Origin of the sequence: Bacillus paranthracis (genome assembly GCF_001883995.1) — a bacterium.
GTDB lineage: Bacteria > Bacillota > Bacilli > Bacillales > Bacillaceae_G > Bacillus_A > Bacillus_A paranthracis.
Genome location: NZ_MACE01000017.1, coordinates 1 through 23,401, shown reverse-complemented (window position 1 = coordinate 23,401; position 23,401 = coordinate 1). Strand labels below are relative to the sequence as shown.

At 36.1% G+C, this 23,401-nt stretch carries 24 protein-coding genes and 1 tRNA gene; 22 read left to right on the top strand and 3 right to left on the bottom strand.

The annotated features are described in order from the left end of the window. Positions 1 to 14: 14 nt before the first annotated feature. Both dnaN and dnaA read right to left on the bottom strand, forming a co-directional pair. Positions 15 to 1,154, bottom strand: coding sequence for a DNA polymerase III subunit beta (gene dnaN / locus BAQ46_RS06065; protein WP_001212896.1), 1,140 nt, complete (start codon positions 1,152 to 1,154; stop codon positions 15 to 17). A 178-nt stretch (positions 1,155 to 1,332) separates the two neighbouring features. Then, positions 1,333 to 2,673, bottom strand: a complete 1,341-nt coding sequence (gene dnaA, locus BAQ46_RS06060) for a chromosomal replication initiator protein DnaA (protein WP_000428025.1) — start codon at positions 2,671 to 2,673, stop codon at positions 1,333 to 1,335. A 565-nt stretch (positions 2,674 to 3,238) separates the two neighbouring features. On the opposite strand from dnaA, the gene rpmH reads away from it, so the two are divergent. From rpmH to spo0J, 10 genes are all read left to right on the top strand, one after another. Next, positions 3,239 to 3,373: a 50S ribosomal protein L34 gene (gene rpmH, locus BAQ46_RS06055; RefSeq protein WP_000831901.1), complete on the top strand. Its 135-nt coding sequence runs from the start codon at positions 3,239 to 3,241 to the stop codon at positions 3,371 to 3,373. Positions 3,374 to 3,449: 76 nt separating this feature from the next. Further along, a complete protein-coding gene (gene rnpA / locus BAQ46_RS06050; protein ID WP_000726630.1) occupies positions 3,450 to 3,797 on the top strand; it encodes a ribonuclease P protein component in 348 nt (115 codons plus the stop codon). Positions 3,798 to 3,849: 52 nt separating this feature from the next. Beyond that, the gene (spoIIIJ, locus tag BAQ46_RS06045; RefSeq protein ID WP_000727751.1) at positions 3,850 to 4,617 is read left to right on the top strand and encodes a YidC family membrane integrase SpoIIIJ; all 768 of its coding nucleotides are present in this window, start codon (positions 3,850 to 3,852) and stop codon (positions 4,615 to 4,617) included. Beyond that, the gene (gene jag / locus BAQ46_RS06040; RefSeq protein WP_000022804.1) at positions 4,614 to 5,231 is read left to right on the top strand and encodes an RNA-binding cell elongation regulator Jag/EloR; all 618 of its coding nucleotides are present in this window, start codon (positions 4,614 to 4,616) and stop codon (positions 5,229 to 5,231) included. Before spoIIIJ ends, jag begins: the two co-directional genes overlap by 4 nt. A gap of 226 nt (positions 5,232 to 5,457) precedes the next feature. Then, the gene (mnmE, locus tag BAQ46_RS06035; RefSeq protein ID WP_000393773.1) at positions 5,458 to 6,834 is read left to right on the top strand and encodes a tRNA uridine-5-carboxymethylaminomethyl(34) synthesis GTPase MnmE; all 1,377 of its coding nucleotides are present in this window, start codon (positions 5,458 to 5,460) and stop codon (positions 6,832 to 6,834) included. 46 nt (positions 6,835 to 6,880) lie between these two features. Next, complete coding sequence (gene mnmG, locus BAQ46_RS06030; protein WP_000541033.1) at positions 6,881 to 8,770, top strand: tRNA uridine-5-carboxymethylaminomethyl(34) synthesis enzyme MnmG; 1,890 nt, start codon at positions 6,881 to 6,883, stop codon at positions 8,768 to 8,770. Between the two features lie 21 nt (positions 8,771 to 8,791). Further along, a complete protein-coding gene (rsmG, locus tag BAQ46_RS06025) occupies positions 8,792 to 9,511 on the top strand; it encodes a 16S rRNA (guanine(527)-N(7))-methyltransferase RsmG (protein WP_001019621.1) in 720 nt (239 codons plus the stop codon). Positions 9,512 to 9,615: 104 nt separating this feature from the next. After that, on the top strand, positions 9,616 to 10,488 hold the full coding sequence (gene noc / locus BAQ46_RS06020) for a nucleoid occlusion protein (RefSeq protein WP_000799029.1): 873 nt from the start codon (positions 9,616 to 9,618) through the stop codon (positions 10,486 to 10,488). Between the two features lie 189 nt (positions 10,489 to 10,677). Continuing rightward, positions 10,678 to 11,439 carry a sporulation initiation inhibitor protein Soj gene (soj, locus tag BAQ46_RS06015; RefSeq protein ID WP_000516114.1) on the top strand — a complete coding sequence of 254 codons (762 nt, stop codon included), beginning with the start codon at positions 10,678 to 10,680 and terminating at the stop codon, positions 11,437 to 11,439. Beyond that, the gene (gene spo0J / locus BAQ46_RS06010) at positions 11,432 to 12,283 is read left to right on the top strand and encodes a stage 0 sporulation protein Spo0J (protein WP_001051838.1); all 852 of its coding nucleotides are present in this window, start codon (positions 11,432 to 11,434) and stop codon (positions 12,281 to 12,283) included. The genes soj and spo0J overlap by 8 nt, the downstream gene beginning before the upstream one ends. A 20-nt stretch (positions 12,284 to 12,303) precedes the next feature. On the opposite strand, the gene yyaC is transcribed toward spo0J, so the two are convergent. Beyond that, the gene (gene yyaC, locus BAQ46_RS06005) at positions 12,304 to 12,900 is read right to left on the bottom strand and encodes a spore protease YyaC (protein WP_001020719.1); all 597 of its coding nucleotides are present in this window, start codon (positions 12,898 to 12,900) and stop codon (positions 12,304 to 12,306) included. A 259-nt stretch (positions 12,901 to 13,159) separates the two neighbouring features. On the opposite strand from yyaC, the gene BAQ46_RS06000 reads away from it, so the two are divergent. The 12 genes from BAQ46_RS06000 to BAQ46_RS05945 all read left to right on the top strand — a co-directional run bounded on the left by BAQ46_RS06000 (position 13,160) and on the right by BAQ46_RS05945 (position 23,401). Next, positions 13,160 to 14,041, top strand: a complete 882-nt coding sequence (locus BAQ46_RS06000) for a mechanosensitive ion channel family protein (RefSeq protein ID WP_000382911.1) — start codon at positions 13,160 to 13,162, stop codon at positions 14,039 to 14,041. Positions 14,042 to 14,061: 20 nt separating this feature from the next. Beyond that, the gene (locus BAQ46_RS05995) at positions 14,062 to 14,259 is read left to right on the top strand and encodes a DUF951 domain-containing protein (protein WP_000436051.1); all 198 of its coding nucleotides are present in this window, start codon (positions 14,062 to 14,064) and stop codon (positions 14,257 to 14,259) included. A gap of 115 nt (positions 14,260 to 14,374) precedes the next feature. Further along, complete coding sequence (gene ychF / locus BAQ46_RS05990) at positions 14,375 to 15,475, top strand: redox-regulated ATPase YchF (RefSeq protein WP_000524669.1); 1,101 nt, start codon at positions 14,375 to 14,377, stop codon at positions 15,473 to 15,475. A gap of 191 nt (positions 15,476 to 15,666) precedes the next feature. Further along, positions 15,667 to 15,957 (top strand): 30S ribosomal protein S6, encoded by a 291-nt coding sequence (gene rpsF / locus BAQ46_RS05985; RefSeq protein ID WP_001233779.1) that lies wholly within the window; start codon positions 15,667 to 15,669, stop codon positions 15,955 to 15,957. A gap of 26 nt (positions 15,958 to 15,983) precedes the next feature. After that, complete coding sequence (ssb, locus tag BAQ46_RS05980) at positions 15,984 to 16,505, top strand: single-stranded DNA-binding protein (RefSeq protein ID WP_000981967.1); 522 nt, start codon at positions 15,984 to 15,986, stop codon at positions 16,503 to 16,505. Between the two features lie 45 nt (positions 16,506 to 16,550). After that, the gene (gene rpsR, locus BAQ46_RS05975; RefSeq protein WP_000918873.1) at positions 16,551 to 16,784 is read left to right on the top strand and encodes a 30S ribosomal protein S18; all 234 of its coding nucleotides are present in this window, start codon (positions 16,551 to 16,553) and stop codon (positions 16,782 to 16,784) included. 80 nt (positions 16,785 to 16,864) lie between these two features. After that, entirely contained in the window at positions 16,865 to 17,800 is a 936-nt protein-coding gene (locus tag BAQ46_RS05970) for a YybS family protein (protein ID WP_071741782.1), read from the top strand. Between the two features lie 78 nt (positions 17,801 to 17,878). Further along, on the top strand, positions 17,879 to 19,852 hold the full coding sequence (locus BAQ46_RS05965; RefSeq protein ID WP_071741781.1) for a DHH family phosphoesterase: 1,974 nt from the start codon (positions 17,879 to 17,881) through the stop codon (positions 19,850 to 19,852). Continuing rightward, positions 19,849 to 20,295 carry a 50S ribosomal protein L9 gene (gene rplI, locus BAQ46_RS05960; RefSeq protein WP_000864231.1) on the top strand — a complete coding sequence of 149 codons (447 nt, stop codon included), beginning with the start codon at positions 19,849 to 19,851 and terminating at the stop codon, positions 20,293 to 20,295. Before BAQ46_RS05965 ends, rplI begins: the two co-directional genes overlap by 4 nt. 27 nt (positions 20,296 to 20,322) lie before the next feature. Further along, positions 20,323 to 21,684, top strand: a complete 1,362-nt coding sequence (gene dnaB / locus BAQ46_RS05955; protein WP_001286244.1) for a replicative DNA helicase — start codon at positions 20,323 to 20,325, stop codon at positions 21,682 to 21,684. A 215-nt stretch (positions 21,685 to 21,899) separates the two neighbouring features. Then, positions 21,900 to 23,189, top strand: coding sequence for an adenylosuccinate synthase (locus BAQ46_RS05950; protein WP_000100224.1), 1,290 nt, complete (start codon positions 21,900 to 21,902; stop codon positions 23,187 to 23,189). A gap of 140 nt (positions 23,190 to 23,329) precedes the next feature. Beyond that, positions 23,330 to 23,401: transfer RNA gene (locus BAQ46_RS05945), tRNA-Lys, on the top strand.

Sequence of the window (23,401 nt, the reverse complement as noted above, 5' to 3'; positions counted from 1 at the left end):
CCCTTATTTCTTACTTAGTAAGTACGAACCGGTAAAATTAATTGAATAATGGATTCATCATTTACTGTACGAATTAAGAATGGTCTCATTGCTCCAGTAAAGCTAATCTTAATTTCAGTACTATCTAATGCTTTTAGTGCATCCATCATATATTTTGCACTAAAAGATATTTTTAACTCTTCTCCATCTACTTTTTCACATTGAACTTCTTCTACTACTTTTCCGATTTCTGGTGAATTCGAGGAAATTTCTAGCATTGCCTGCTCTAAAGTTGATAATTTTACAACATTATTACGACCATCTCTTGCTAAAAGAGATGCACGATCAATTGCTTGTAAAAATTCTTTTGTATTTACAAAAATATCTGTTTTGCTCTCCGCTGGAATTAAGCGAGTTGTATCAGGGTAATTTCCTTCTAACAATCTTGAGAAGAATAATAAATGTTTTGTACGGAATAATACTTGATACTCCGTAATAACGATATCTACCATTTCTTCAGACTCATCTAGAATTTTGCTTAATTCATTTAAACTTTTTCCTGGAATAACAACATTTGCTTGGAACTCATCTGCAATGCCTTCAATTTTTGCTTTTCGAAGAGCTAGTCTGTGACTATCTGTAGCAATGCCAGTTAGTTCGCTGTTATATACCTTCCAGTTTACACCTGTCAAGATTGGTCTTGTTTCAGAAGTGGAAACTGCAAATACAGTTTGTCTAATCATATGTTTAAGTAAATCCGTTGGAATCTTAAAAACATGATGTTCTTCAATTTGTGGTAACAATGGATATTCTGCAGAATCTAAACCATTTAAATTAAACTCTGATTTTCCAGAAGTTATTTTTGTCATCAAATGATTTTCCACAGAAATTTCTACAGTTTCTTTAGGCAACTTCTTTACAATTTCACTAAAATATTTAGCCTGTAAAACAATACTTCCTGATTGATTCACTTCTACGATTTCTTTTCCATTCTCTTCAACTGGAATGAAAGATTCAATTGAAATATCAGCATCGCTTCCTGTTAATGTAACTCCTTCTTCTGTAGCGACAACTTTAATCCCCGTAAGGATCGGAATTGTTGTACGAGAAGAAACAGCCTTCATTACATCTTGTACACTTCTTACAAGATAGTCTTTTTGTATTGTAAAACGCATAAAGAAAAACCTCCGGTAAGTATAAGATTTTATTTAATTAATAAAGATAAAAAATAGTAGTAATAGTAATAGGGCTTGTGGATATGTGGATAACCCTGTTAAAGGATGTAAAAACAGTCTATCTACATGTGGATAGACTGTGCGTAAAACAAGGAAAGTTATTCACACTATTCAGCTACTACTTTAAAATATCGTTAATTTCTTCAACTTGCTTTTGTAATTGCGTATCCGTCTTAAGTAGCTTAGAAATTTTTTCATGAGCATGGATAACTGTTGTATGATCACGTCCACCAAATTCTTCACCTATTTTAGGTAAGGAGGAGTCTGTCAGTTCACGTGATAAATACATTGCAATTTGGCGAGGGAAGGCAACTGATTTCGTTCGCTTTTTCGCCTTGAAATCTTCCAATTTTACTTGATAAACATCTCCTACAGCTTTTTGAATATCATAAATGGAGATAATTTTTGGTTTAGAATTTGGAATAATATCTTTAAGTGCTTCGGCTGCTAAATCAGCATTAATATCTTTGTTAATTAAAGATGAATAAGCTACAACTCGGATGAGTGCACCTTCTAGTTCACGAATATTTGAATCGATTTGATTTGCAATATAAAGCATGACCTCATTTGGTATATCAAGTCCTTCAGCCTTTGCCTTTTTGCGCAAAATTGCAATCCGCGTTTCTAAATCTGGTGGCGTAATATCCGTAATGAGTCCCCATTCAAAGCGAGAACGAAGACGATCTTCTAAAGTTGGAATTTCTTTTGGTGGCCGATCACTGGAAATTACAATTTGTTTACTTTCTTCGTGTAATGCATTGAATGTATGGAAAAACTCTTCTTGAGTTTGTTCTTTTCCCGCTAAAAATTGAATATCATCTATCAATAAAACATCCACATTGCGGTATTTATTACGAAAATCGACAGCTTTATTATCACGAATAGAATTAATGAATTCATTTGTAAATTTTTCTGATGATAAATATACAACTTTGGCATTTGGGTTATGTTCAATTACATAATGACCAATTGCATGCATTAAATGGGTCTTTCCAAGTCCAACTCCCCCATAAATAAAGAGGGGATTATATGCTTTAGCTGGCGCTTCGGCTACGGCCAATGAAGCAGCGTGAGCAAAACGGTTACCAGAGCCAATAACAAACGTATCAAACGTATATTTTGGATTTAGCATACTCTGTGGTAAATGATTAGAATCATCTTGTGCTGAATTCGGTTTAGAAGGAGGAAGATCAATCTCCTCTTCGGCTTGACTTTGGGGAATAATAAAGCGAATAGCTAATTTTGCCCCTGTTAAATCATAAAGTGTTTCTGAAATTAGCTCTGAATAATGAGATTCTAGCCAATCGCGGGCGAATTCATTTGGAGCCGTAATTGTTAATACATCTTTCTTTAAATTATGTGCGGTCGTTGATTTTAACCATGTTTCATAACTTGGTTTACTGACCTTTTTTTCTAGTTCTTTTAAGGCGCTGTTCCATAAATCAGAGATGTTTTCCAAAGGTGTCCCTCCTTTACTAAGATGGTAAAAGAATAAGGTTGCGCAACAAATGTACAACCTAAATAAATATAAAATGTATATTTATACGAAACGTATTTTAAAACCTAAAAACGTCGTTTGTATATGAGATAGGGTTTTCGACAAAAAAAGCAAATGTGGATAATCATTTACCCACATGTGATTAAAACTGTCCACATGTTATACACAAATTGTGGATAAGATAATGATGTGGAAAACTTATTCAAAGTGAAAACACAACTATAATATCAAAAAAAAGTAGCTATAGCAATGAAATTAAGAAAGTTATCCACAAAATCAATACCTTGTGGAATAAACTTGTCCACAACACGATATACTGTGTAAAAGTACGAAAAGAGTTTGTGGATATAAAAAACAGAAAAAAACATTTATCCACAAGGAAATATAGCGTCTGTGAAAAAGTATGTGAATAGGTTCAAAATGAATATTTGATGAAAATTTCTAGAACCATTGACATTTTCCTAGTTGATTAACTATAATTTATAAGACTGTCTTTAACAGATATTCCTCAGGGAGGTGTCATATAATGAAAAGAACTTACCAACCAAATAAACGTAAGCGCAGCAAAGTACATGGTTTCCGCAGCCGTATGAGCACAGCGAACGGACGTAAAGTGCTAGCAGCTCGTCGTCGTAAAGGAAGAAAAGTATTATCTGCGTAGACCACTGATCGTTCAGTGGTCTTTTTTTCTAATAATAGTGAATTTCCGCTGATGAACTACAGGAGTGTCAATTGATATGAAGAAAAAACATCGTATAAAAAAGAATGATGAATTCCAGACGGTTTTTCAAAAAGGAAAATCGACTGCGAATCGTCAATTTGTTGTGTATCAACTAGATAAAGAAGAGCAGCCAAACTTTCGTATTGGCCTTTCTGTCAGCAAGAAAATAGGAAATGCAGTAGTGCGTAACCGAATTAAACGTATGATTCGCCAGTCGATCACAGAATTAAAAGATGAGATAGATTCTGGAAAAGATTTTGTTATAATAGCAAGGAAGCCTTGTGCAGAGATGACATATGAAGAAGTAAAGAAAAGCTTAATTCATGTCTTTAAACGCTCTGGTATGAAAAGAATAAAAAAGTAGCGTAAGGAAATGAATTACACTATATACATACCGATACAAGGAGGAGTAGGCTTTGAAAAAGAAATTAGGTTTACTAGCCATGGTTGTTGTATTAATGGCGATTACTGCTGGCTGTAGTGAAGTAAATCAGCCAATTACACCAAAAAGCACTGGAATTTGGAATGAATACTTCGTATACCCGCTTTCTCAGTTAATTACGTATTTTGCCAACTTATTTGGTAGTAATTACGGTTTAGCGATTGTTGTTACAACTCTTATCATTCGTTTTGCATTATTACCATTAATGATTAAACAAACGAAGAGTACGAAAGCAATGCAAGCGTTACAACCAGAAATGGTGAAGTTAAAAGAGAAATATAGCTCTAAAGATCAAGCAACGCAGCAAAAACTACAACAAGAAATGATGCAGTTGTATCAAAAAAATGGTGTAAATCCATTAGCAGGATGTTTACCAATCTTTGTTCAGATGCCTATTTTATTCGCGTTTTACCATGCGATTATGAGAACATCAGAAATTAGTAAGCATACATTCTTATGGTTCGACTTAGGACAAGCAGATCCGTTCTATATCTTACCGGTTGTTGCGGCAATTACGACATTTATTCAGCAAAAACTTGCAATGGCAGGAACTGCTGGTCAAAATCCGCAAATGGCAATGATGATTTGGTTAATGCCAATCATGATTTTAATCTTTGCAATTAACTTCCCAGCTGCATTATCACTTTACTGGGTTGTTGGTAATATCTTTGGTATCGCTCAAATGTACTTGATCAAAGGGCCGGAAATTAAGGCTAGTAAGGCAGGAGGATCAAGCAAGTGAGTATAATTACTGCTAAAGGACAAACAGTCGAGCTGGCAGTACAGGATGCTTTAAGACAATTAAATGTTTCAAAAGACCGAGTAGATATAAATATTATCGATGAGGGTAAGAGAGGGTTCTTAGGTTTATTTGGGAACCGACCTGCAGTAGTAGAAGTTGTATTGAAGAAAGATCCAATTCAAGAATGTGAAGAATATTTAAAAAATGTTATTCACGATATGGGTGTGGAAGCTGAGATTAGTAAAATTGTAAAAGGACGCGAAGTTGAATTTACAATTTACGGCGAAAATGTGGGTGTTTTGATTGGAAAAAGAGGGAATACCTTGAATTCTTTACAGTATTTAACAAAACTTGTGGCGAATCGTAATACGAAGCAGTACATTGGTATCACATTAGATGCTGAAAATTATCGTAGTAAAAGAAAAGCTACGCTAGAAGCACTTTCTTATCGATTAGCCAAACAAGTAGTAAGTACGAAAAAAAGAGTTGTATTGGAGCCTATGCCATCTTTTGAACGAAAGATTATCCACCAAGCATTATCTAATCATCAAAATATCATTACAACTTCTGAAGGAAAAGAACCACATCGACATGTTGTAATATCTTCCAAGTGACCGGTTACTCAATTGAGTGCCGGTTTTTTTGAGGGAAAAATAGGTGTGGATAACTAAAAAACACTAAACTTATCCACTGTGAATAAGTTTAGTGTTTTTTACATAAGGACATAATAAAATGAGTTATTATTCTTTTGTAGATAGGTTCGTTATGGTATTCTAATAATTTAGTGAAGAAAATAATCATGTTGAAATAGAGATAAATAAGCAAGTGAGGTGAAAGGACATGGAATTTGATACAATTGCCGCGATTTCCACAGCGCTTGGAGAGGGTGCAATTGCCATTGTTCGAGTAAGTGGGGATGATGCGGTTGAAAAGGTTAATCGTATTTTTAAAGGGAAGGATTTAACAGAGGTTCCTTCTCACACAATTCATTATGGTCATATTGTTGATTTAGATACAAATCAGGTTATTGAAGAAGTAATGGTGTCTATTATGCGTGCACCGAGGACTTTTACACGTGAAAATATAGTAGAAATTAACTGTCACGGTGGGCTTGTTTCGGTAAATAAAGTATTGCAGCTTATTTTAGCGCAAGGAGTACGATTAGCGGAGCCTGGTGAATTTACAAAACGTGCTTTTTTAAATGGCCGTATTGATTTATCACAAGCAGAAGCTGTTATGGACTTAATCCGTGCAAAAACAGATCGAGCAATGAACGTAGCGATTAATCAAATGGAAGGACGATTATCTAAATTAATCGGCCGTCTGCGTCAGGATATATTAGAAACGTTAGCTCATGTTGAGGTAAACATAGATTACCCGGAATATGATGATGTGGAAGAAATGACACATAATATTTTAATTGAGAAAGCTACACATGTTCGTGCTGAAATTGCAAAAATATTAGAAACATCAAAGCAAGGAAAGATTTTACGTGAAGGTATTGCTACTGCAATCATTGGTAGACCTAATGTTGGGAAATCATCGCTATTAAATAGTCTCGTTCAGGAGAAAAAGGCAATTGTAACTGATATTGCAGGAACAACTCGTGATGTTATTGAAGAGTACGTTAATGTGCGTGGTGTACCACTTAAACTTATAGATACGGCCGGAATTCGTGAAACAGAAGATGTTGTTGAACGAATTGGTGTAGAGCGTTCAAAAGAAATGATGAGTCAAGCTGATTTAGTGTTAGTTGTCGTTAATTATAGCGAAGCTTTAACGAATGAGGATGAAGATCTATTCCGTGCCGTACAAGGAAAAGATTTCATTGTTATTGTAAATAAGACAGATTTACCGCAAGCAATTGATATGGAACGTGTTATAGAATTAGCAGCGGGGAATCGTGTTATTACAACGTCGTTAATTGAGGAACAGGGAATAGATGAGCTTGAAACGGCAATCGCTGATTTATTCTTTGAAGGAACAATTGATTCTGCAGATGTAACATATGTTTCTAACGCGAGACATATTGGATTATTAACACAAGCAGGAAAAACAATTGGAGATGCAATTGAGGCGATAGAAAATGGTGTTCCAATTGATATGGTGCAGATTGATTTAACAAGAACGTGGGAAATACTTGGTGAAATTACTGGTGACACCGTTCATGAGAGCTTAATTGACCAGTTGTTCTCTCAATTTTGTTTAGGAAAATAATATAGTGATGTTTCAGAAAGATAGAGATTATTAGGAGGAATAAACAATGGGATACAATGCCGGTTCATACGATGTCATAGTAATCGGTGCAGGTCATGCAGGATGTGAAGCTGGTCTTGCGGCAGCACGAATGGGCTCCAAAACATTAATGTTAACAATTAACTTAGATATGGTAGCGTTTATGCCATGTAACCCTTCTGTTGGTGGACCAGCAAAAGGGATTGTTGTTCGTGAAATTGATGCATTAGGCGGAGAAATGGGACGCAACATTGATAAAACGCATATTCAAATGCGTATGTTAAATACAGGTAAAGGGCCAGCTGTACGTGCACTTCGAGCACAAGCAGATAAGTTCTCTTACCAGCATGAATTAAAGAAAACAATTGAAGAAACACCAAACTTAACGTTGTTCCAAGGAATGGTAGAGCGTTTGATCGTTGAAGATGGCGAATGTAAAGGGGTAATTACGCAAGCTGGTGCTGAATATACAGCAAAAACAGTCGTAATTACGACTGGTACGTTTTTACGTGGTGAGATTATTATGGGAGATTTAAAATATTCGAGTGGTCCAAATAATCAACAACCATCTATTACTTTATCGGAACATTTAGAGGAGCTTGGATTTGATCTTGTTAGATTTAAAACAGGTACACCTCCGCGCGTAAATAGTAATACGATTGATTACAGTAAAACAGAAATTCAGCCAGGTGACGATAAGCCACGCGCTTTCTCTTTTGAAACGACAAAGTTTATTATGGATCAAATTCCATGTTGGTTAACGTATACAAGTACGGAAACACATCGTTTAATAGATGAAAACCTACATCGCTCAGCTATGTATTCTGGTATGATTAAGGGAACAGGTCCTAGATATTGTCCTTCAATTGAAGACAAAGTAGTAAGGTTTAATGATAAACCACGTCATCAAATTTTCTTAGAGCCAGAGGGACGTAACACACAAGAAGTGTACGTACAAGGTTTATCCACAAGCTTACCAGAAGACGTACAGCGTGATATGCTTAGAACAATCCCTGGTCTAGAAAATGTTGAAATGATGCGTACAGGTTATGCAATTGAATATGATGCAATTGTGCCAACGCAACTATGGCCAACACTTGAAACGAAAAAAATTAAAAATTTATATACAGCAGGACAAATTAACGGAACTTCTGGTTACGAAGAGGCAGCAGGACAAGGGCTTATGGCCGGAATTAATGCAGCATGTCGTTCTTTAGGTAAAAAAGAAGTTATTTTAGGTCGTGAGGATGCTTATATTGGTGTCTTAATTGATGATCTTGTAACGAAAGGGACGAATGAACCATATCGTTTATTAACGTCTCGTGCAGAGTATCGTCTATTATTACGCCATGATAATGCGGATCTTCGTTTAACTGAAATTGGTCATGAAATTGGATTAATTAAAGAAGAACGCTATGAGCGATTTACAAATAAAAAATTACAAATTGAACAGGAAAAGGAACGTTTAAGTAGCATTATTATTAAACCACGTCCTGAAGTTCAAGAATTAATTCGCAATATTGGTGGAAGTGAATTGAAAGATGGAATACGTGCAAGTGACTTATTACGTCGTCCAGAGATGACATATGAGCATATCCATCTTTTAGTACCAAGTGAAGTAGAATTAAGTGATGAAGTTACAGAACAAGTTGAAATTCAGATTAAGTACGAAGGATATATCGAAAAATCTTTACAGCAAGTAGAGCGTATGAAGAAGATGGAAAGTAAAAAAATTCCTGTCGATATTGATTATGATGCGATTTCTAGCCTTGCATCAGAAGCTAGACAGAAATTGAAAGATGTTCGTCCACTTTCAGTGGGGCAGGCTTCACGTATATCGGGCGTAAATCCAGCAGACATTTCCATTTTACTTGTGTATATTGAACAAGGAAAAATTGCGCGAGTATCGAACCAATAAATAGTAAGGAGATATTGTTAGATGAACATAGAACAATTTCAATCTATGCTAGAAGAGAAGGGTATCACCCTCTCTTCTAGACAGTTAGAGCAGTTCGAAATCTACTTCGAAACATTAGTAGAATGGAATGAAAAAATGAATTTAACGGCTATTACGGAAAAAGAGGAAGTATATTTAAAACACTTTTTTGATTCCATTACAGCTGCTTTTTATTACGATTTTTCAAAACCATTCTCAATTTGTGATGTTGGCGCAGGAGCTGGATTCCCAAGTATTCCTTTAAAAATCTGTTTCCCGCATTTAAAAGTGACGATTGTAGACTCATTGCAAAAACGTATTAATTTCTTAAATCATTTAGCACAAAAGTTGGAATTGAGTGACGTCGCGTTTTGTCATGATCGTGCTGAAACATTTGGAAAAAAAGAAGGTGTACGTGAAGCGTACGACATTGTAATGGCACGTGCAGTCGCACGTCTTTCAGTATTAAGTGAGCTGTGTTTACCACTTGTAAAAGTTGGGGGAACATTCATTGCAATGAAAGGTGCTGCAGCAAACGAAGAAATTGAAAATGGCAAGTATGCTTTAGAGGTGCTAGGCGGGGATTTAAAAGAAATGTCTACGTTCCAATTACCATTTGAAGAAAGTGAACGTAATATTTTATTAATCGAGAAAAAGCGCAAGACACCAAAGAAATATCCACGCAAACCGGGAACACCCAATAAATTACCTATTGAAAAATAAATCTTATTAGACGTAAGATTAAATTATATAAATGAAAACGTAAATGTTTCATAGGAAACATTTTATGGAGAATAGTCAATAGGCCTAAAGGTGGTGGAATATGTATGAAAAATACGTTTTCTCGTTTATTTGGCTTTGGAGATAAAGAGAGCGAATTCGAATTACAAGACGAAAGCCATGAAGAAATAGATAAAAAGGTATATGAAGAAATACAAGAAATTCCGATAGTAAATATTACCCCTAACCGTTATCAACCACGAACAGTTTTTGATGACGCGCGTATTGAGGAACTAGCATTAACGATTCGTACACACGGACTTATTCAGCCAATTGTTGTGAGGCAATATGAGGATGAGAAGTACGAGATTATTGCTGGAGAAAGGCGTTTCCGTGCAGCAACAAAGTTAGGGTGGGAAAAGGTTCCTGCAATTATAAAAAACTTAAATGATACAGAAACAGCTTCTGTGGCTTTAATTGAAAACTTGCAACGTGAGGAACTAACAGCAATCGAGGAAGCTGTGGCATATCAAAAGCTAATTGAGTTACATAATTTAACGCAAGAAGCATTGGCACAAAGACTCGGAAAAGGACAATCTACAATCGCAAATAAGTTGCGATTGTTAAAGTTGCCTGAAGAAATAAAAAATGCGTTATTAGAAAAAAGTATTACAGAACGCCATGCCCGTGCGCTCATCCCTTTAAAGAATGAGGAATTACAACTGAAGGTTTTACAGGAAATTGTGGAGAAACAACTGAATGTAAAGCAAACAGAGGAACGAATTGCGAAATTACTAGAGGAAGCAAAACCGAAGCGTAAGGCAAAGCAAAAAGCAGTAAGTCGAGATACGAGAATTGCCATGAATACAATTAGGCAGTCATTACAAATGGTTGCTGACAGTGGTTTAAATGTTAATTCTGAGGAAGAAGAGTTTGACGAGTACTATCAAATTACAATTCAAATTCCGAAGAAAAAATAATAATGGTGTGCTAGAGACCTGATCCTATTGGATAGGTCTCTTTTACTATATTTTCTTGTTAGATGAAGAAGGAGTTTACAAATAAATTTTGAAGTTTAATAAGGACGTAAAAGAAAAACTTTTATTTCATGTTACAATAAACGTAATTGTTACTAGAATAAGATAGAAAGGTTGAAAGTAGGTGACATCATGGGAAAAATCATTGCTATAGCCAATCAAAAGGGTGGCGTTGGAAAAACAACAACATCTGTTAATTTAGGGGCTGGATTGGCACAAGTAGGTAAAAAGGTCCTTCTTGTAGATATTGATGCTCAAGGAAATGCAACGACGGGTGTGGGAATTGAAAAATCCGAATTAGATCAATGTATTTACAATGTTCTTGTGGAAGATGCAGATGTTCAAGGGGTTATACAGAAAACCGCAACTGAAAACTTAGATGTTCTACCCGCTACAATTCAATTAGCAGGTGCTGAAATTGAATTGGTACCGACTATTTCCCGGGAAGTACGTTTGCAAAGGGCATTACAGCCAGTTCGAGATGAATATGATTATATTATTATCGACTGTCCCCCGTCCTTAGGGTTATTAACGATTAATGCATTAACTGCAGCAGATTCTGTTATTATTCCTGTTCAATGCGAATATTACGCACTAGAAGGGTTAAGTCAGCTATTAAATACAGTTCGACTTGTGCAAAAGCACTTAAATAAAAATCTAGCAATTCAAGGCGTATTGCTAACAATGTTAGATGCCCGTACAAATTTAGGGATTCAGGTTATAGATGAAGTGAAAAAATACTTTAGAGATAAAGTATACCGTTCGATTATCCCTCGTAATGTTCGTTTGAGTGAAGCACCAAGTCATGGGAAACCAATTATGCAGTATGACGCTAAATCAAGAGGGGCAGAAGTATATATAGATTTAGCAGAGGAAGTGATTGCAGGTGGCTAAAGGATTAGGAAGAGGAATCAATGTGTTTTTTCCTGATTTAGATGTGAAAGAAGAAGAGACAATTCAGGAGATTACGATAACTGAATTAAGACCGAATCCATATCAACCACGTAAACACTTTAATAAAGAGGCGATTCAGGAATTATCGGCCTCTATTAAAGAGCACGGCATATTACAACCATTAATTGCTAGAAAGAGTATTAAAGGATATGAAATTGTTGCAGGTGAAAGAAGATATCGTGCTGCTAAAGAAGCGGGACTCGAAAAAGTACCTGCCGTTGTAAGACAATTAAATGAGCAGCAAATGATGGAGTTTGCATTGCTTGAAAACTTACAACGAGAAGATTTAAATCCAATGGAAGAAGCAATGGCATATCAAATGTTAATGAATGAGCTAAATGTGACGCAAGAACAATTAGCAAAACGTCTTGGTAAGAGTAGACCTTACATTGCAAACTATACGCGATTATTAAGCCTCCCTTCTTTTGTGCAAGATATGATTGCAAACGGTCAACTTTCAATGGCTCATGGGAGAACTTTACTTACGATAAAAGATGAAGAGCAGTTGAAATCTTTACTGAAACGAATTGAAAAAGAAGGATTAAATGTTCGTCAATTAGAGAAAATTGTTCAGGAGATTAATCAACGCGTTTCACGTGAAACAAAACAAGTAAAAAAAGAGAGAAACATATTTTTCGTAGAACGCGAAACGTTCTTAAGAGAAAAGTTTGGCACAGAGGTAAAAATTAAAGAAACAAAAAAGGAAAAAGGTAAAATCGAAATTGAATTTTTCAATAAAGAAGATTTAAATCGTATTTTAGAATTATTAGCGCAGCAAAACTAAAAAGCAAACCATCTTATTATTTATAGATGGTTTGCTTTTTTTAATACAGATAATTTTTGGTCTGTTTCTTTTATGCTTTGTGCAATTACATCAGCCATTTTCATAACTAAACTTAATCTTGTATTTTGCAGGACGAAAAACTCCATAAAACCATTTAGATTTACGATGCCATGAATATGTAAATCACCAACTGCTGGTAATTTCTTGTTCATAGCAGCTCCGGGTTTACTAGGTCCCATTCCGGTAGTGATGGAACCGATACTTTGAGACTTTCCTAAACAGGCATCAACCGCAATTATAAATGAAGTAGGATTGTCTTTCTGTATATTCTGAATTTTTTCCTCTAAGTTTAGCGCATGTACTGGATCATCTAGTGTGCCGAACACTTGGAAGTTTGTAATTTCTACTTGTTCTAGTTTCGTACCGACTAACGGACCGAGTGCATCTCCCGTGGAACGATCTGTTCCGATACAAACGAGAATGATTGGTATATGAGTTTTAATAGGGATATGGGAAAGTAAGAAGTTACTAATTGTCTCGGAGGCTTCTAAATCTTGGTGCATAACATTTTGAGTTTCTTTTTCGAAAAAAGGTAAGCGAAAACTTCCAATATTCATGAAGCACCCATCCTTTTAATAAATTTTCAAAATATGTTATATGGTGAGTAAAATGGAAAACTATAAGTGCGTACTTGCTGTAAAACTTAAGTGAGAACGGAAATAATAGTACTAGTATATATATATTCGTTCCATTTTATACCTGCATGGCGGTTAACAAATGGAATTAAAGACATAAAATTTTTTCAGCAATTAGGAGACTTCTGATACAATAAGAAGGATAACTAAAAAGAAATTTTGGCTGGAGAGGTAGAGGTACATGGATGTATTAACGAAGTGGTTTAATGCTACGAAACAGTATTTATTAGATGCTGATCGTTGGGCTCATATTGGAATTGCGACATTAAAAATATGTATCATTTTAACAATTGGTGCAATTGTAGTGCGAATTGCAAGAGCGGTTGTACGAAATGCGTTTCGTATGGGAAGTCGTTCTCCAATTCAAATTTCAGAACGTCGTACAGTTACAGTAGCGAAGTTACTTGAAAATATTGTGGCATACGTTGTTATGTTCATTATGTTAATTGCGATTTTAGGTGTGTTTAATATTAATGCATCAGGTTTATTAGCCGGTGCTGGGGTAATTGGTTTAGCAGTCGGATTTGGTGCTCAAAGTTTAGTGAAAGATGTTATTACAGGGTTATTTATCTTGTTAGAAGATCAATTTTCAGTTGGTGACTATGTGAAAATTGGTCAGTTTGAAGGTGTCGTTTTAGAAATTGGACTTCGTACAACGAAAGTGAAAAGTTGGACAGGTGAAATTCATACTTTACCAAACGGAAGTATTGTTCAGGTTACCAACTATTCAGTTAGTAATAGTGTAGCATTTGTTGACGTATCTATTTCGTATGAGGCTGATATAGCAAAAGCAGAGCAAGTCATTGAAGAATTATTAGAAGAATTACCTGCACAATATGAGCAAATGGTAACAACGCCTCAGTTATTAGGCGTGCAAACATTAGCTGCATCAGAAGTTATATTACGTGTTATTGCAGAAGTAGAGCCGATGCAACATGCAGTTATTGCAAGGGCACTTCGTAAAGAAATTAAAAATCGTCTAGATTTACATGGTATTGAAATTCCATATCCACGTATGGTTTTATATAATCGTGAAGAGTTAGTGAGTGGAAAAGCAATTTAATATGGAGAGGGGTTTGGAGAATGGAGCAAAAGCAGTATAACTTGTACGATGTTGTGGAAATGAAGAAAGCCCACCCATGTGGGGAGAATCGTTGGAAGATTATTCGTATGGGAATGGATATCCGCATTAAGTGCGAGGGATGTGACCATTCAGTAATGATTCCTCGAAGAGAGTTTGATCGTAAGGTGAAAAAAATACTTGTGAAGCACGAAGAATAGAGAGAAAGTAACAGTTACAGTGGGTAGCTGTTACTTTTTTTCGTTTGGAGGAAACTTGTCATTTTTTTCGTTACTATCTATAATGATGAAAGATTGAGACATAGGAGTGAAAAATATGGGATTAACGGCTGGGATTGTTGGATTACCTAACGTAGGGAAGTCCACTTTATTTAATGCAATTACACAAGCAGGAGCAGAATCTGCAAACTATCCATTCTGTACAATTGATCCAAACGTAGGAATTGTAGAAGTACCAGATGAGCGTTTAAATAAATTAACGGAATTAGTAGAACCGAAAAAAACTGTTCCGACTGTATTTGAGTTTACTGATATTGCAGGTATCGTAAAAGGTGCGAGTAAAGGTGAAGGTTTAGGAAATAAATTCTTATCTCACATTCGCCAAGTAGATGCAATTTGCCAAGTTGTTCGTTGTTTTGAAGACGAAAATATTACGCATGTTTCAGGTAAAGTAGACCCAATTGATGATATTGAAACAATCAACTTAGAGCTAATCTTAGCAGACTTAGAATCTGTTGATAAACGTATCGAACGTGTTGCGAAATTAGCAAGACAAAAGGATAAAGAAGCAGTATATGAGCATGAAATTTTAGTACGTTTAAAAGAAGCTTTTGAAGAGGGTAAACCAGCTCGTACTGTTGAATTTACAGAAGAGCAAATGAAGATTGTTAAAGGTCTTCATTTACTGACAACGAAAGAAATGTTATACGTAGCAAACGTAAGCGAGGACGATGTTATCGATCCTTCTGAAAACAAATACGTACAAATGGTAAAAGAATTTGCTGCAAATGAAAATTCTCAAGTAATCGTTGTATGTGCAAAAATCGAATCAGAAATTGCTGAGCTAGACGAGGAAGAGAAAAAAGTCTTCCTTGAAGAACTGGGCATTGAGGAATCTGGTTTAGATCAATTAATTCGTGCTGCATATGATTTATTAGGACTTGCTACTTACTTCACAGCAGGTGTGCAAGAAGTACGTGCATGGACGTTCAAACAAGGTATGAAAGCACCACAATGTGCCGGCGTAATTCATACAGACTTTGAGCGTGGATTTATTCGTGCAGAAACAGTTTCTTACGAAGACTTAATGACAAACGGTTCTATGACAGCTGCAAAAGAAGCTGGTAAAGTTCGTTTAGAAGGAAAAGAGTATATCGTAAAAGACGGAGACGTTATGCATTTCCGTTTCAACGTTTAATTTAATATTTCCTAGGAAAAATAAAGATATGAACTTGGCAAATATATTATGTGTTTGCCAAGTTTTTTATGTATGGGTGAGTTGATTCATCTAACTTACTATGATATAATCTAAACTCGTGAGTAATTACTATAAATTAATTGCTCCTTGCCCATTACGGGCCGTTTAGACCAAAAGGAGGTGAAAGTGTAATGAGAAAGTACGAAATTATGTACATCATTCGTCCTGGCGTTGAAGAAGAAGCTCAAAAAGCTTTAGTTGAACGTTTTGCAGGTGTTTTAACAAACAATGGTGCAGAAATCATTAACACGAAAGAGTGGGGTAAGCGTCGTTTAGCTTACGAAATCAACGACTTACGTGAAGGTTTCTACATGATCTTAAACGTGAATGCTAACGCAGAAGCGATTAACGAATTCGATCGTTTAGCTAAGATCAACGAAGATATCCTTCGTCATATCGTTGTTAAAGAAGAAGAAAAATAATTGATATATAAGGGAGAGTGGTTCGATTGATGAATCGTGTTATCCTCGTTGGTCGTTTAACTAAGGACCCTGACTTACGTTACACGCCCAATGGTGTTGCAGTAGCTACTTTTACGTTAGCTGTGAATCGCGCATTTGCGAATCAACAAGGTGAGCGTGAAGCTGACTTTATTAATTGTGTAATATGGCGTAAACAAGCAGAAAACGTAGCAAATTATTTGAAAAAAGGTAGCTTAGCAGGCGTAGATGGGCGTCTTCAAACTCGTAATTACGAGGGACAAGATGGTAAACGTGTATATGTAACAGAAGTTCTTGCGGAAAGCGTACAATTTTTAGAGCCGCGTAATGGCGGTGGGGAGCAACGTGGTTCATTTAATCAGCAACCATCAGGAGCTGGTTTCGGTAACCAAAGCTCTAACCCATTTGGTCAATCTAGTAATTCAGGCAACCAAGGTAACCAAGGAAACTCTGGATTTACGAAGAATGACGATCCATTTTCAAATGTAGGTCAACCGATCGACATTTCCGACGACGATTTACCGTTCTAATACAGTAAATTTGTTAGTTTTAACAAAGAATGGAGGGAAATAGACATGGCAGGACGCAAAGGTGGACGTGCGAAACGTCGTAAGGTGTGTTTCTTCACAGCTAACGGCATCACTCGCATCGATTATAAAGATGTTGATTTATTAAAACGTTTCGTTTCTGAGCGTGGTAAAATTTTACCTCGTCGTGTAACAGGAACAAGCGCAAAATACCAACGCAAACTTACAGTTGCAATTAAACGTGCTCGTCAAATGGCACTTTTACCATATGTTGGTGAATAATAGCGTATGAAATGCACAGTAGAGTCGGACTCTACTGTGCATTTTGCTATGCTTTTCTTTTTTGAAAGAGAGGTTAAAATGTGAAGCAAGCGAGATTTATTACTGAAGGAGCCGCGTTGTTGGCTATATATGTAATGTTATTGTTTATATCTATGTATGTTCCGATTTTAGGTACAGTTGTAACGTTTGCGTTGCCGTTGCCATTTATATTGTTAACGATAAGATATAAATTATCGAATGCATTTGTAATTTTTACGGCTGCATTTTTAATTGCTGTTTTTGTAAGTCAGCCGATAGGTCTAGTAAAGACGGTCGTATTTGGGTTGATGGGTATTGTTTTAGGGTGCATGTATAAAAAACAAAGAAAGCCATTGGAGATTTTAATAACCGGTTCACTTGCATACTTAATCAGTATTATGCTAATTTATGTTGCCAGTATAAAGTTTTTTAACATAGATTTTATAAAGCAAATACAAAATATGTTTAATAAAAGCATAGTGCAAAGTGAAAAGATAGCAAGTGTTGCTGGTATGCCGATTAGTAAAGAGCAAAAAGAGTTATTTGTACAAATGAATGATATATTACAAGCGGTATTCCCGAGTATACTTGTGATGGTTTCTGTATGTCTTTCTTGGATTACCATAATAATATCAGGTAGTGCTTTAAGAAAGCTAAAGCATGATGTTATACCTTGGCCTAAGTTCAAAGATATACAATTACCAAAGAGTATTGTTTGGTATTACGTTATATTTATTTTGCTATCAACTTTTATAAAAGTAGAACCGACATCATATTTACATATGGTATTTTCTAACCTATATGTCATATTTGCTTTACTACTCGTGCTGCAAGGTTTGACGTTTATCGCTTTTCTGGCGCATAGCAAAGGTTTTACGAAAGGGGTTCCTATTATTAGTTTTATCGCCTGCATGTTTATCCCGATGCTGTTTCCTCTTGTGACAATCTTAGGTATAATTGATTTAGGGATTTCATTGCGTTCTAAAATAGGAGGATAAAATAATATTCCTTATACTATTTTAATCTGTATTACTAACTGGAAGATAAGTTAGTTTTACTTTATAGGAGTTGTATACATGCCTGAATTTTATAAGAAACAGTGGTTTTTATATCCTGTTTACGTATTGGCATTTTTTGTGTTTGTGCTCATTTCAATCCTCTGTTATTTTCATTTACTAATGGGGATAGTCTCCTTCTTTATTTTTTGTATCGTCCTTTTTGTTGTTGTACGATTTGAACTTACTTTCCAAAAGAATTTTGAAAAACATACGACAGATATGATTACAAGGGTAAAGAAAGTGAGTAATGAGGCATTTAACCAGATGCCGATTGGTATTTTGTTATACAATAAGGATTATGGGATTGATTGGGCAAATCCTTATTTATCTTCATGTCTGGGGCAGCATGCATTAGCTGGATGGCACCTTTATGATGTATCAGAAACGTTACTTCTTTTTATTAAGGGAGAAACATCCGATGATATAGTCTCTTTAAATAATCGAAAGTTTCGTGTCTTTGTAAGGAAAGAAGAAAAGTTAATTTATTTCTTTGATGTAACAGAACAAACAGAGATTGAAAAGATGTACGAGGATCAACGTACTGTTTTAGCTGTCATTTATTTAGATAATTATGATGAAGTTACACAAGGATTAGATGATCAATTACGTACGAATATAACAAGTCTTGTGACATCCCGTCTAAATGAATGGGCCGTTAAGTATGGGGCATATTTAAAACGTGCATCTTCGGAAAGATTCTTCGTTGTACTAAATGAAAGTATTTTAGCGCAGATGGAGAAAGGGAAATTTAGTATTCTAGACCAAGTACGTGAAGAAACATCCAAAAGGAATATACCACTTACATTAAGTGTAGGTGTTGGATCAGGTGATTTACCTTTATCCGAGCTTGGGGCGATGGCTCAATCAGGTCTAGACCTTGCGCTTGGGCGTGGTGGAGATCAAGTAGCTATTAAACAAGCGACAGGTAAAGTTAAGTTTTATGGTGGTAAGACAAATCCGGTGGAAAAACGTACTCGTGTACGTGCCAGAGTGATTTCGCATGCATTAAAGGATTTAGTATTAGAAAGTAGCAATGTCATTATAATGGGGCATAGGGCTCCTGATATGGACGCAATTGGTGCTGCGATTGGTATTTTAAAGGTAGCGCAATTAAATGAGCGCAAAGGATATATTGTGCTCGATGAAAATGATTCTGATAAGGGAATTAAGCGTTTAATGGATAAAGTGAAACAAAATGAAGAGTTATGGTCTCACTTTATTACACCAGAACAAGCGATAGAATTTGCAAATGATGATTCATTACTTGTTGTTGTTGATACGCATAAGCCTTCAATGGTGATGGAAGAAAAGCTGTTACGCAAAATTGAAAATGTAGTTGTTATTGACCATCATCGCCGAGGAGAAGATTTTATTGAAGATCCATTGCTTGTTTACATGGAGCCATACGCTTCTTCCACGGCGGAACTTGTTACGGAATTACTTGAATACCAACCGAAAAATTTAAAAATGACAATGTTAGAAGCAACAGCATTATTAGCAGGTATTATTGTTGATACGAAAAGCTTTACATTCCGGACAGGTGCTCGTACGTTTGATGCTGCTTCTTATTTACGCTCACACGGTGCAGATACTGTACTTGTACAAGAGCTTTTAAAAGAAGATATGGATCAGTATTTACGGGTTGCAAAAGCTATTAAAAATGCGTACATTTATAAAAATGGAATTGCGATTGCAACAGTTGATAGCGATGATTACTACGATCAAGTGCTTATTGCGCAATCAGCGGACACATTATTAACAATGACAGGAATTATTGCATCATTTGTTATTGCAAAACGTGGCGAGAATTTCATTGGAATTAGCGGCAGGTCTTTAGGTGAAGTGAATGTGCAGCTAATTATGGAAAACTTAGGTGGTGGCGGGCATTTAACGAATGCAGCCACACAAATGAAAAATGTTACAGTAGATGAAGCTGAGGAGAAGCTTCGATTTGTTATTGATGACTATTTACAGGGAGGCACACAATCATGAAAGTAATTTTTCTAAAAGACGTAAAAGGTAAAGGGAAAAAAGGGGAAGTAAAAAACGTACCAGATGGTTATGCAAATAACTTCTTACTAAAACAAGGATTAGCTGCTGAAGCGACGAATAGCAGTATGAAAACTTTAGAAGCTCAAAAGCGCAAAGAAGAAAAAGATGCAGCAGCAGAGCTTGAAAATGCAAAACAATTAAAAGAAACGTTAGAGAAATTAACTGTAGAATTAAAGGCTAAATCTGGAGAAGGTGGCCGTCTATTCGGTTCAATCACAAGTAAACAAATCGTAGATGCAATGCAAAAATCTCACAATATTAAACTTGATAAGCGTAAATTTGAAATGGATGATGCAATTCGTGCCTTAGGCTATACAAACGTTACTGTGAAATTGCATCCGCAAGTAACAGCAACAGTAAAAGTTCATGTTAGTGAACAATAAAACTAAGTTAAGCAAGGAGGATTGCGTATGAGTGATGTAATGGCTGATCGTACCCCTCCGCATAATATAGAAGCTGAGCAGGCAGTCTTAGGTGCTATATTGATTGATCAGGATGCGTTAACATCGGCATCGGAACTATTAGTACCTGACTCATTTTATCGAACGAAACATCAAAAGATTTTTGAAGTCATGCTTGGGCTATCTGATAAGGGGGAGCCAATTGACTTAGTAATGATGACGTCAGCAATGGCTGATCAAGGATTACTAGAAGAAGTTGGTGGGGTTTCTTACTTAGCAGAATTAGCAGAAGTTGTTCCAACTGCTGCTAACGTAGAGTATTATGCAAGAATCATCGCTGAAAAAGCACTGTTACGTCGTTTAATTCGAACGGCGACTCATATTGTGTCTGATGGATATGAGAGAGAAGATGATGTGGATGGTCTTTTAAATGAGGCTGAGAAAAAAATATTAGAAGTATCTCATCAGACGAATGCGAAAGCATTCCAAAATATTAAAGACGTTCTTGTAGATGCTTACGATAAAATCGAACTTTTGCATAATCAAAAAGGTGAAGTGACCGGGATACCGACTGGATTTACTGAATTAGATAAGATGACGGCAGGATTCCAGCGAAATGATTTAATCATCGTGGCGGCACGTCCGTCGGTAGGTAAAACGGCATTTTCATTAAATATCGCACAAAACGTAGCAACGAAAACGGATGAAAATGTAGCGATTTTTAGTCTAGAGATGGGTGCTGATCAGCTTGTTATGCGTATGCTTTGTGCAGAAGGGAATATTGATGCACAAAGACTTCGTACCGGATCGTTAACTTCTGATGATTGGGCGAAATTAACGATGGCAATGGGTAGCCTTTCTAATGCTGGTATTTATATTGATGATACGCCGGGGATTAAAGTAAATGAGATTCGAGCAAAATGTCGTAGATTAAAACAAGAACAGGGTCTTGGTATGATCTTGATTGACTACTTACAGCTTATTCAAGGAAGTGGGAAATCAGGGGAGAACCGTCAGCAGGAAGTATCTGAGATTTCTCGTACACTAAAAGGGATTGCGCGTGAATTACAAGTTCCTGTTATTGCCTTGTCACAGTTATCTCGTGGTGTAGAATCTCGTCAAGATAAACGTCCGATGATGTCTGATATTCGTGAATCGGGAAGTATCGAGCAGGATGCCGATATCGTAGCCTTCCTATATCGTGAAGATTACTATGACCGAGAAACGGAAAATAAAAATACGATTGAAATTATTATTGCAAAGCAGCGTAATGGTCCAGTAGGCTCAGTAGAGCTCGCATTCGTTAAAGAGTTCAATAAGTTCGTTAACTTAGAACGTCGTTTCGAAGATGGACATGCGCCGCCGGCATAACGATAGTATAAAAAAGAAACGCATTTCTTATAATAAGATGTGTTTCTTTTTTTTTATAGAAAAGATAAGGCTTTCATAGTGTGAAAATATAATTCTTACGAACGAAAAAGTTTTTTGATAAAAAAATGTTCGCTTTTTGGTTGACTTCTTTTTCGGTTTTGGTACAATTATATTGTTTGAATAGATCGTTTGAAAATTGCGGAGGTGCTTTAATAATGTCTTCAGTAGTAGTTGTAGGAACACAATGGGGCGACGAAGGAAAAGGTAAAATCACTGATTTTCTTTCTGAGCATGCGGAAGTAGTTGCAAGATATCAAGGTGGAAATAACGCAGGACATACAATTGTTTTTGGCGGAGTTAAATATAAATTACACTTAATTCCATCTGGTATTTTCTATAAAGAGAAAATTTGTGTAATCGGAAACGGCTTAGTAGTAGATCCGAAAGCATTACTTGAAGAGTTAAAATACTTACACGATCGTGGTGTAAGTACTGATAATTTACGCGTAAGTAACCGTGCGCACGTTATTTTGCCTTATCACTTAAAACAAGATGAGTTAGAAGAAGCAAGTAAAGGTGATAACAAAATCGGTACAACGAAAAAAGGTATCGGTCCTGCATACATGGACAAAGCTGCTCGTATTGGTATTCGTATGGCTGATCTTTTAGACCGTGAAGCATTTAAAGAGAAGCTTGAGCGCAATTTAGCACAAAAAAATCGTTTGTTTGAAAAAATGTACGATACAGAAGGTTTCAGTGTAGAAGAAATCTTCGAAGAGTACTTCGAGTACGGACAACAAATCGCGCAATATGTGTGTGATACGTCTGTTGTATTAAATGATGCATTAGATAATAATCACCGTGTATTATTTGAAGGTGCACAAGGTGTTATGCTTGATATCGACCACGGTACGTATCCGTTCGTTACATCTTCTAACCCAATTGCTGGTGGTGTAACAGTTGGAACTGGAGTTGGCCCTGCAAAAGTTACTCGCGTTGTAGGTGTATGTAAAGCATATACAAGCCGCGTAGGTGATGGTCCGTTCCCTACTGAGCTTCATGATGAAATTGGTCATCAAATTCGTGAAGTTGGTCGTGAGTATGGAACGACAACTGGTCGTCCACGCCGCGTAGGTTGGTTTGATAGCGTTGTTGTAAGACATGCGCGTCGTGTTAGTGGTTTAACAGATTTATCATTAAACTCTATCGACGTTCTAACTGGTATTCCAACTCTTAAGATTTGTGTTGCTTACAAATACAATGGCGAAGTTATCGATGAAGTTCCAGCAAACTTAAACATTTTAGCGAAATGTGAGCCTGTATACGAAGAGCTTCCAGGTTGGACAGAAGATATTACTGGTGTAAGATCATTAGACGAACTTCCTGAGAATGCAAGAAAATACGTAGAACGTGTTTCTGAGTTAACAGGAATTCAATTATCTATGTTCTCAGTTGGACCAGATCGTAACCAAACGAATATCGTTCGTAACGTATACGAAGCTTAATTGATATTTTTAAGAAAAAACTCATGTCCGCATGAGTTTTTTCTTGTTTTTTATAAAAAATAAAAAAAGGTATTGCAAAAAATAAATAAAACATGTTATGATACATCTTGTCGTCACGAAAATATGACGTTGGTGAGTATGAGCCATTAGCTCAGTTGGTAGAGCATCTGACTTTTAATCAGAGGGTCGAAGGTTCGAGTCCTTCATGGCTC

Bases quoted from the DNA above. Each gene is read 5' to 3' on its own strand.
- dnaN (WP_001212896.1), bottom strand. From the start codon at position 1,154: ATGCGTTTTACAATACAAAAAGACTATCTTGTAAGAAGTGTACAAGAT.
- rpmH (WP_000831901.1), top strand. From the start codon at position 3,239: ATGAAAAGAACTTACCAACCAAATAAACGTAAGCGCAGCAAAGTACAT.
- rnpA (WP_000726630.1), top strand. From the start codon at position 3,450: ATGAAGAAAAAACATCGTATAAAAAAGAATGATGAATTCCAGACGGTT.
- mnmE (WP_000393773.1), top strand. From the start codon at position 5,458: ATGGAATTTGATACAATTGCCGCGATTTCCACAGCGCTTGGAGAGGGT.
- mnmG (WP_000541033.1), top strand. From the start codon at position 6,881: ATGGGATACAATGCCGGTTCATACGATGTCATAGTAATCGGTGCAGGT.
- rsmG (WP_001019621.1), top strand. From the start codon at position 8,792: ATGAACATAGAACAATTTCAATCTATGCTAGAAGAGAAGGGTATCACC.
- noc (WP_000799029.1), top strand. From the start codon at position 9,616: ATGAAAAATACGTTTTCTCGTTTATTTGGCTTTGGAGATAAAGAGAGC.
- soj (WP_000516114.1), top strand. From the start codon at position 10,678: ATGGGAAAAATCATTGCTATAGCCAATCAAAAGGGTGGCGTTGGAAAA.
- yyaC (WP_001020719.1), bottom strand. From the start codon at position 12,900: ATGAATATTGGAAGTTTTCGCTTACCTTTTTTCGAAAAAGAAACTCAA.
- BAQ46_RS06000 (WP_000382911.1), top strand. From the start codon at position 13,160: ATGGATGTATTAACGAAGTGGTTTAATGCTACGAAACAGTATTTATTA.
- BAQ46_RS05995 (WP_000436051.1), top strand. From the start codon at position 14,062: ATGGAGCAAAAGCAGTATAACTTGTACGATGTTGTGGAAATGAAGAAA.
- ychF (WP_000524669.1), top strand. From the start codon at position 14,375: ATGGGATTAACGGCTGGGATTGTTGGATTACCTAACGTAGGGAAGTCC.
- rpsF (WP_001233779.1), top strand. From the start codon at position 15,667: ATGAGAAAGTACGAAATTATGTACATCATTCGTCCTGGCGTTGAAGAA.
- rpsR (WP_000918873.1), top strand. From the start codon at position 16,551: ATGGCAGGACGCAAAGGTGGACGTGCGAAACGTCGTAAGGTGTGTTTC.
- BAQ46_RS05965 (WP_071741781.1), top strand. From the start codon at position 17,879: ATGCCTGAATTTTATAAGAAACAGTGGTTTTTATATCCTGTTTACGTA.
- rplI (WP_000864231.1), top strand. From the start codon at position 19,849: ATGAAAGTAATTTTTCTAAAAGACGTAAAAGGTAAAGGGAAAAAAGGG.
- dnaB (WP_001286244.1), top strand. From the start codon at position 20,323: ATGAGTGATGTAATGGCTGATCGTACCCCTCCGCATAATATAGAAGCT.
- BAQ46_RS05950 (WP_000100224.1), top strand. From the start codon at position 21,900: ATGTCTTCAGTAGTAGTTGTAGGAACACAATGGGGCGACGAAGGAAAA.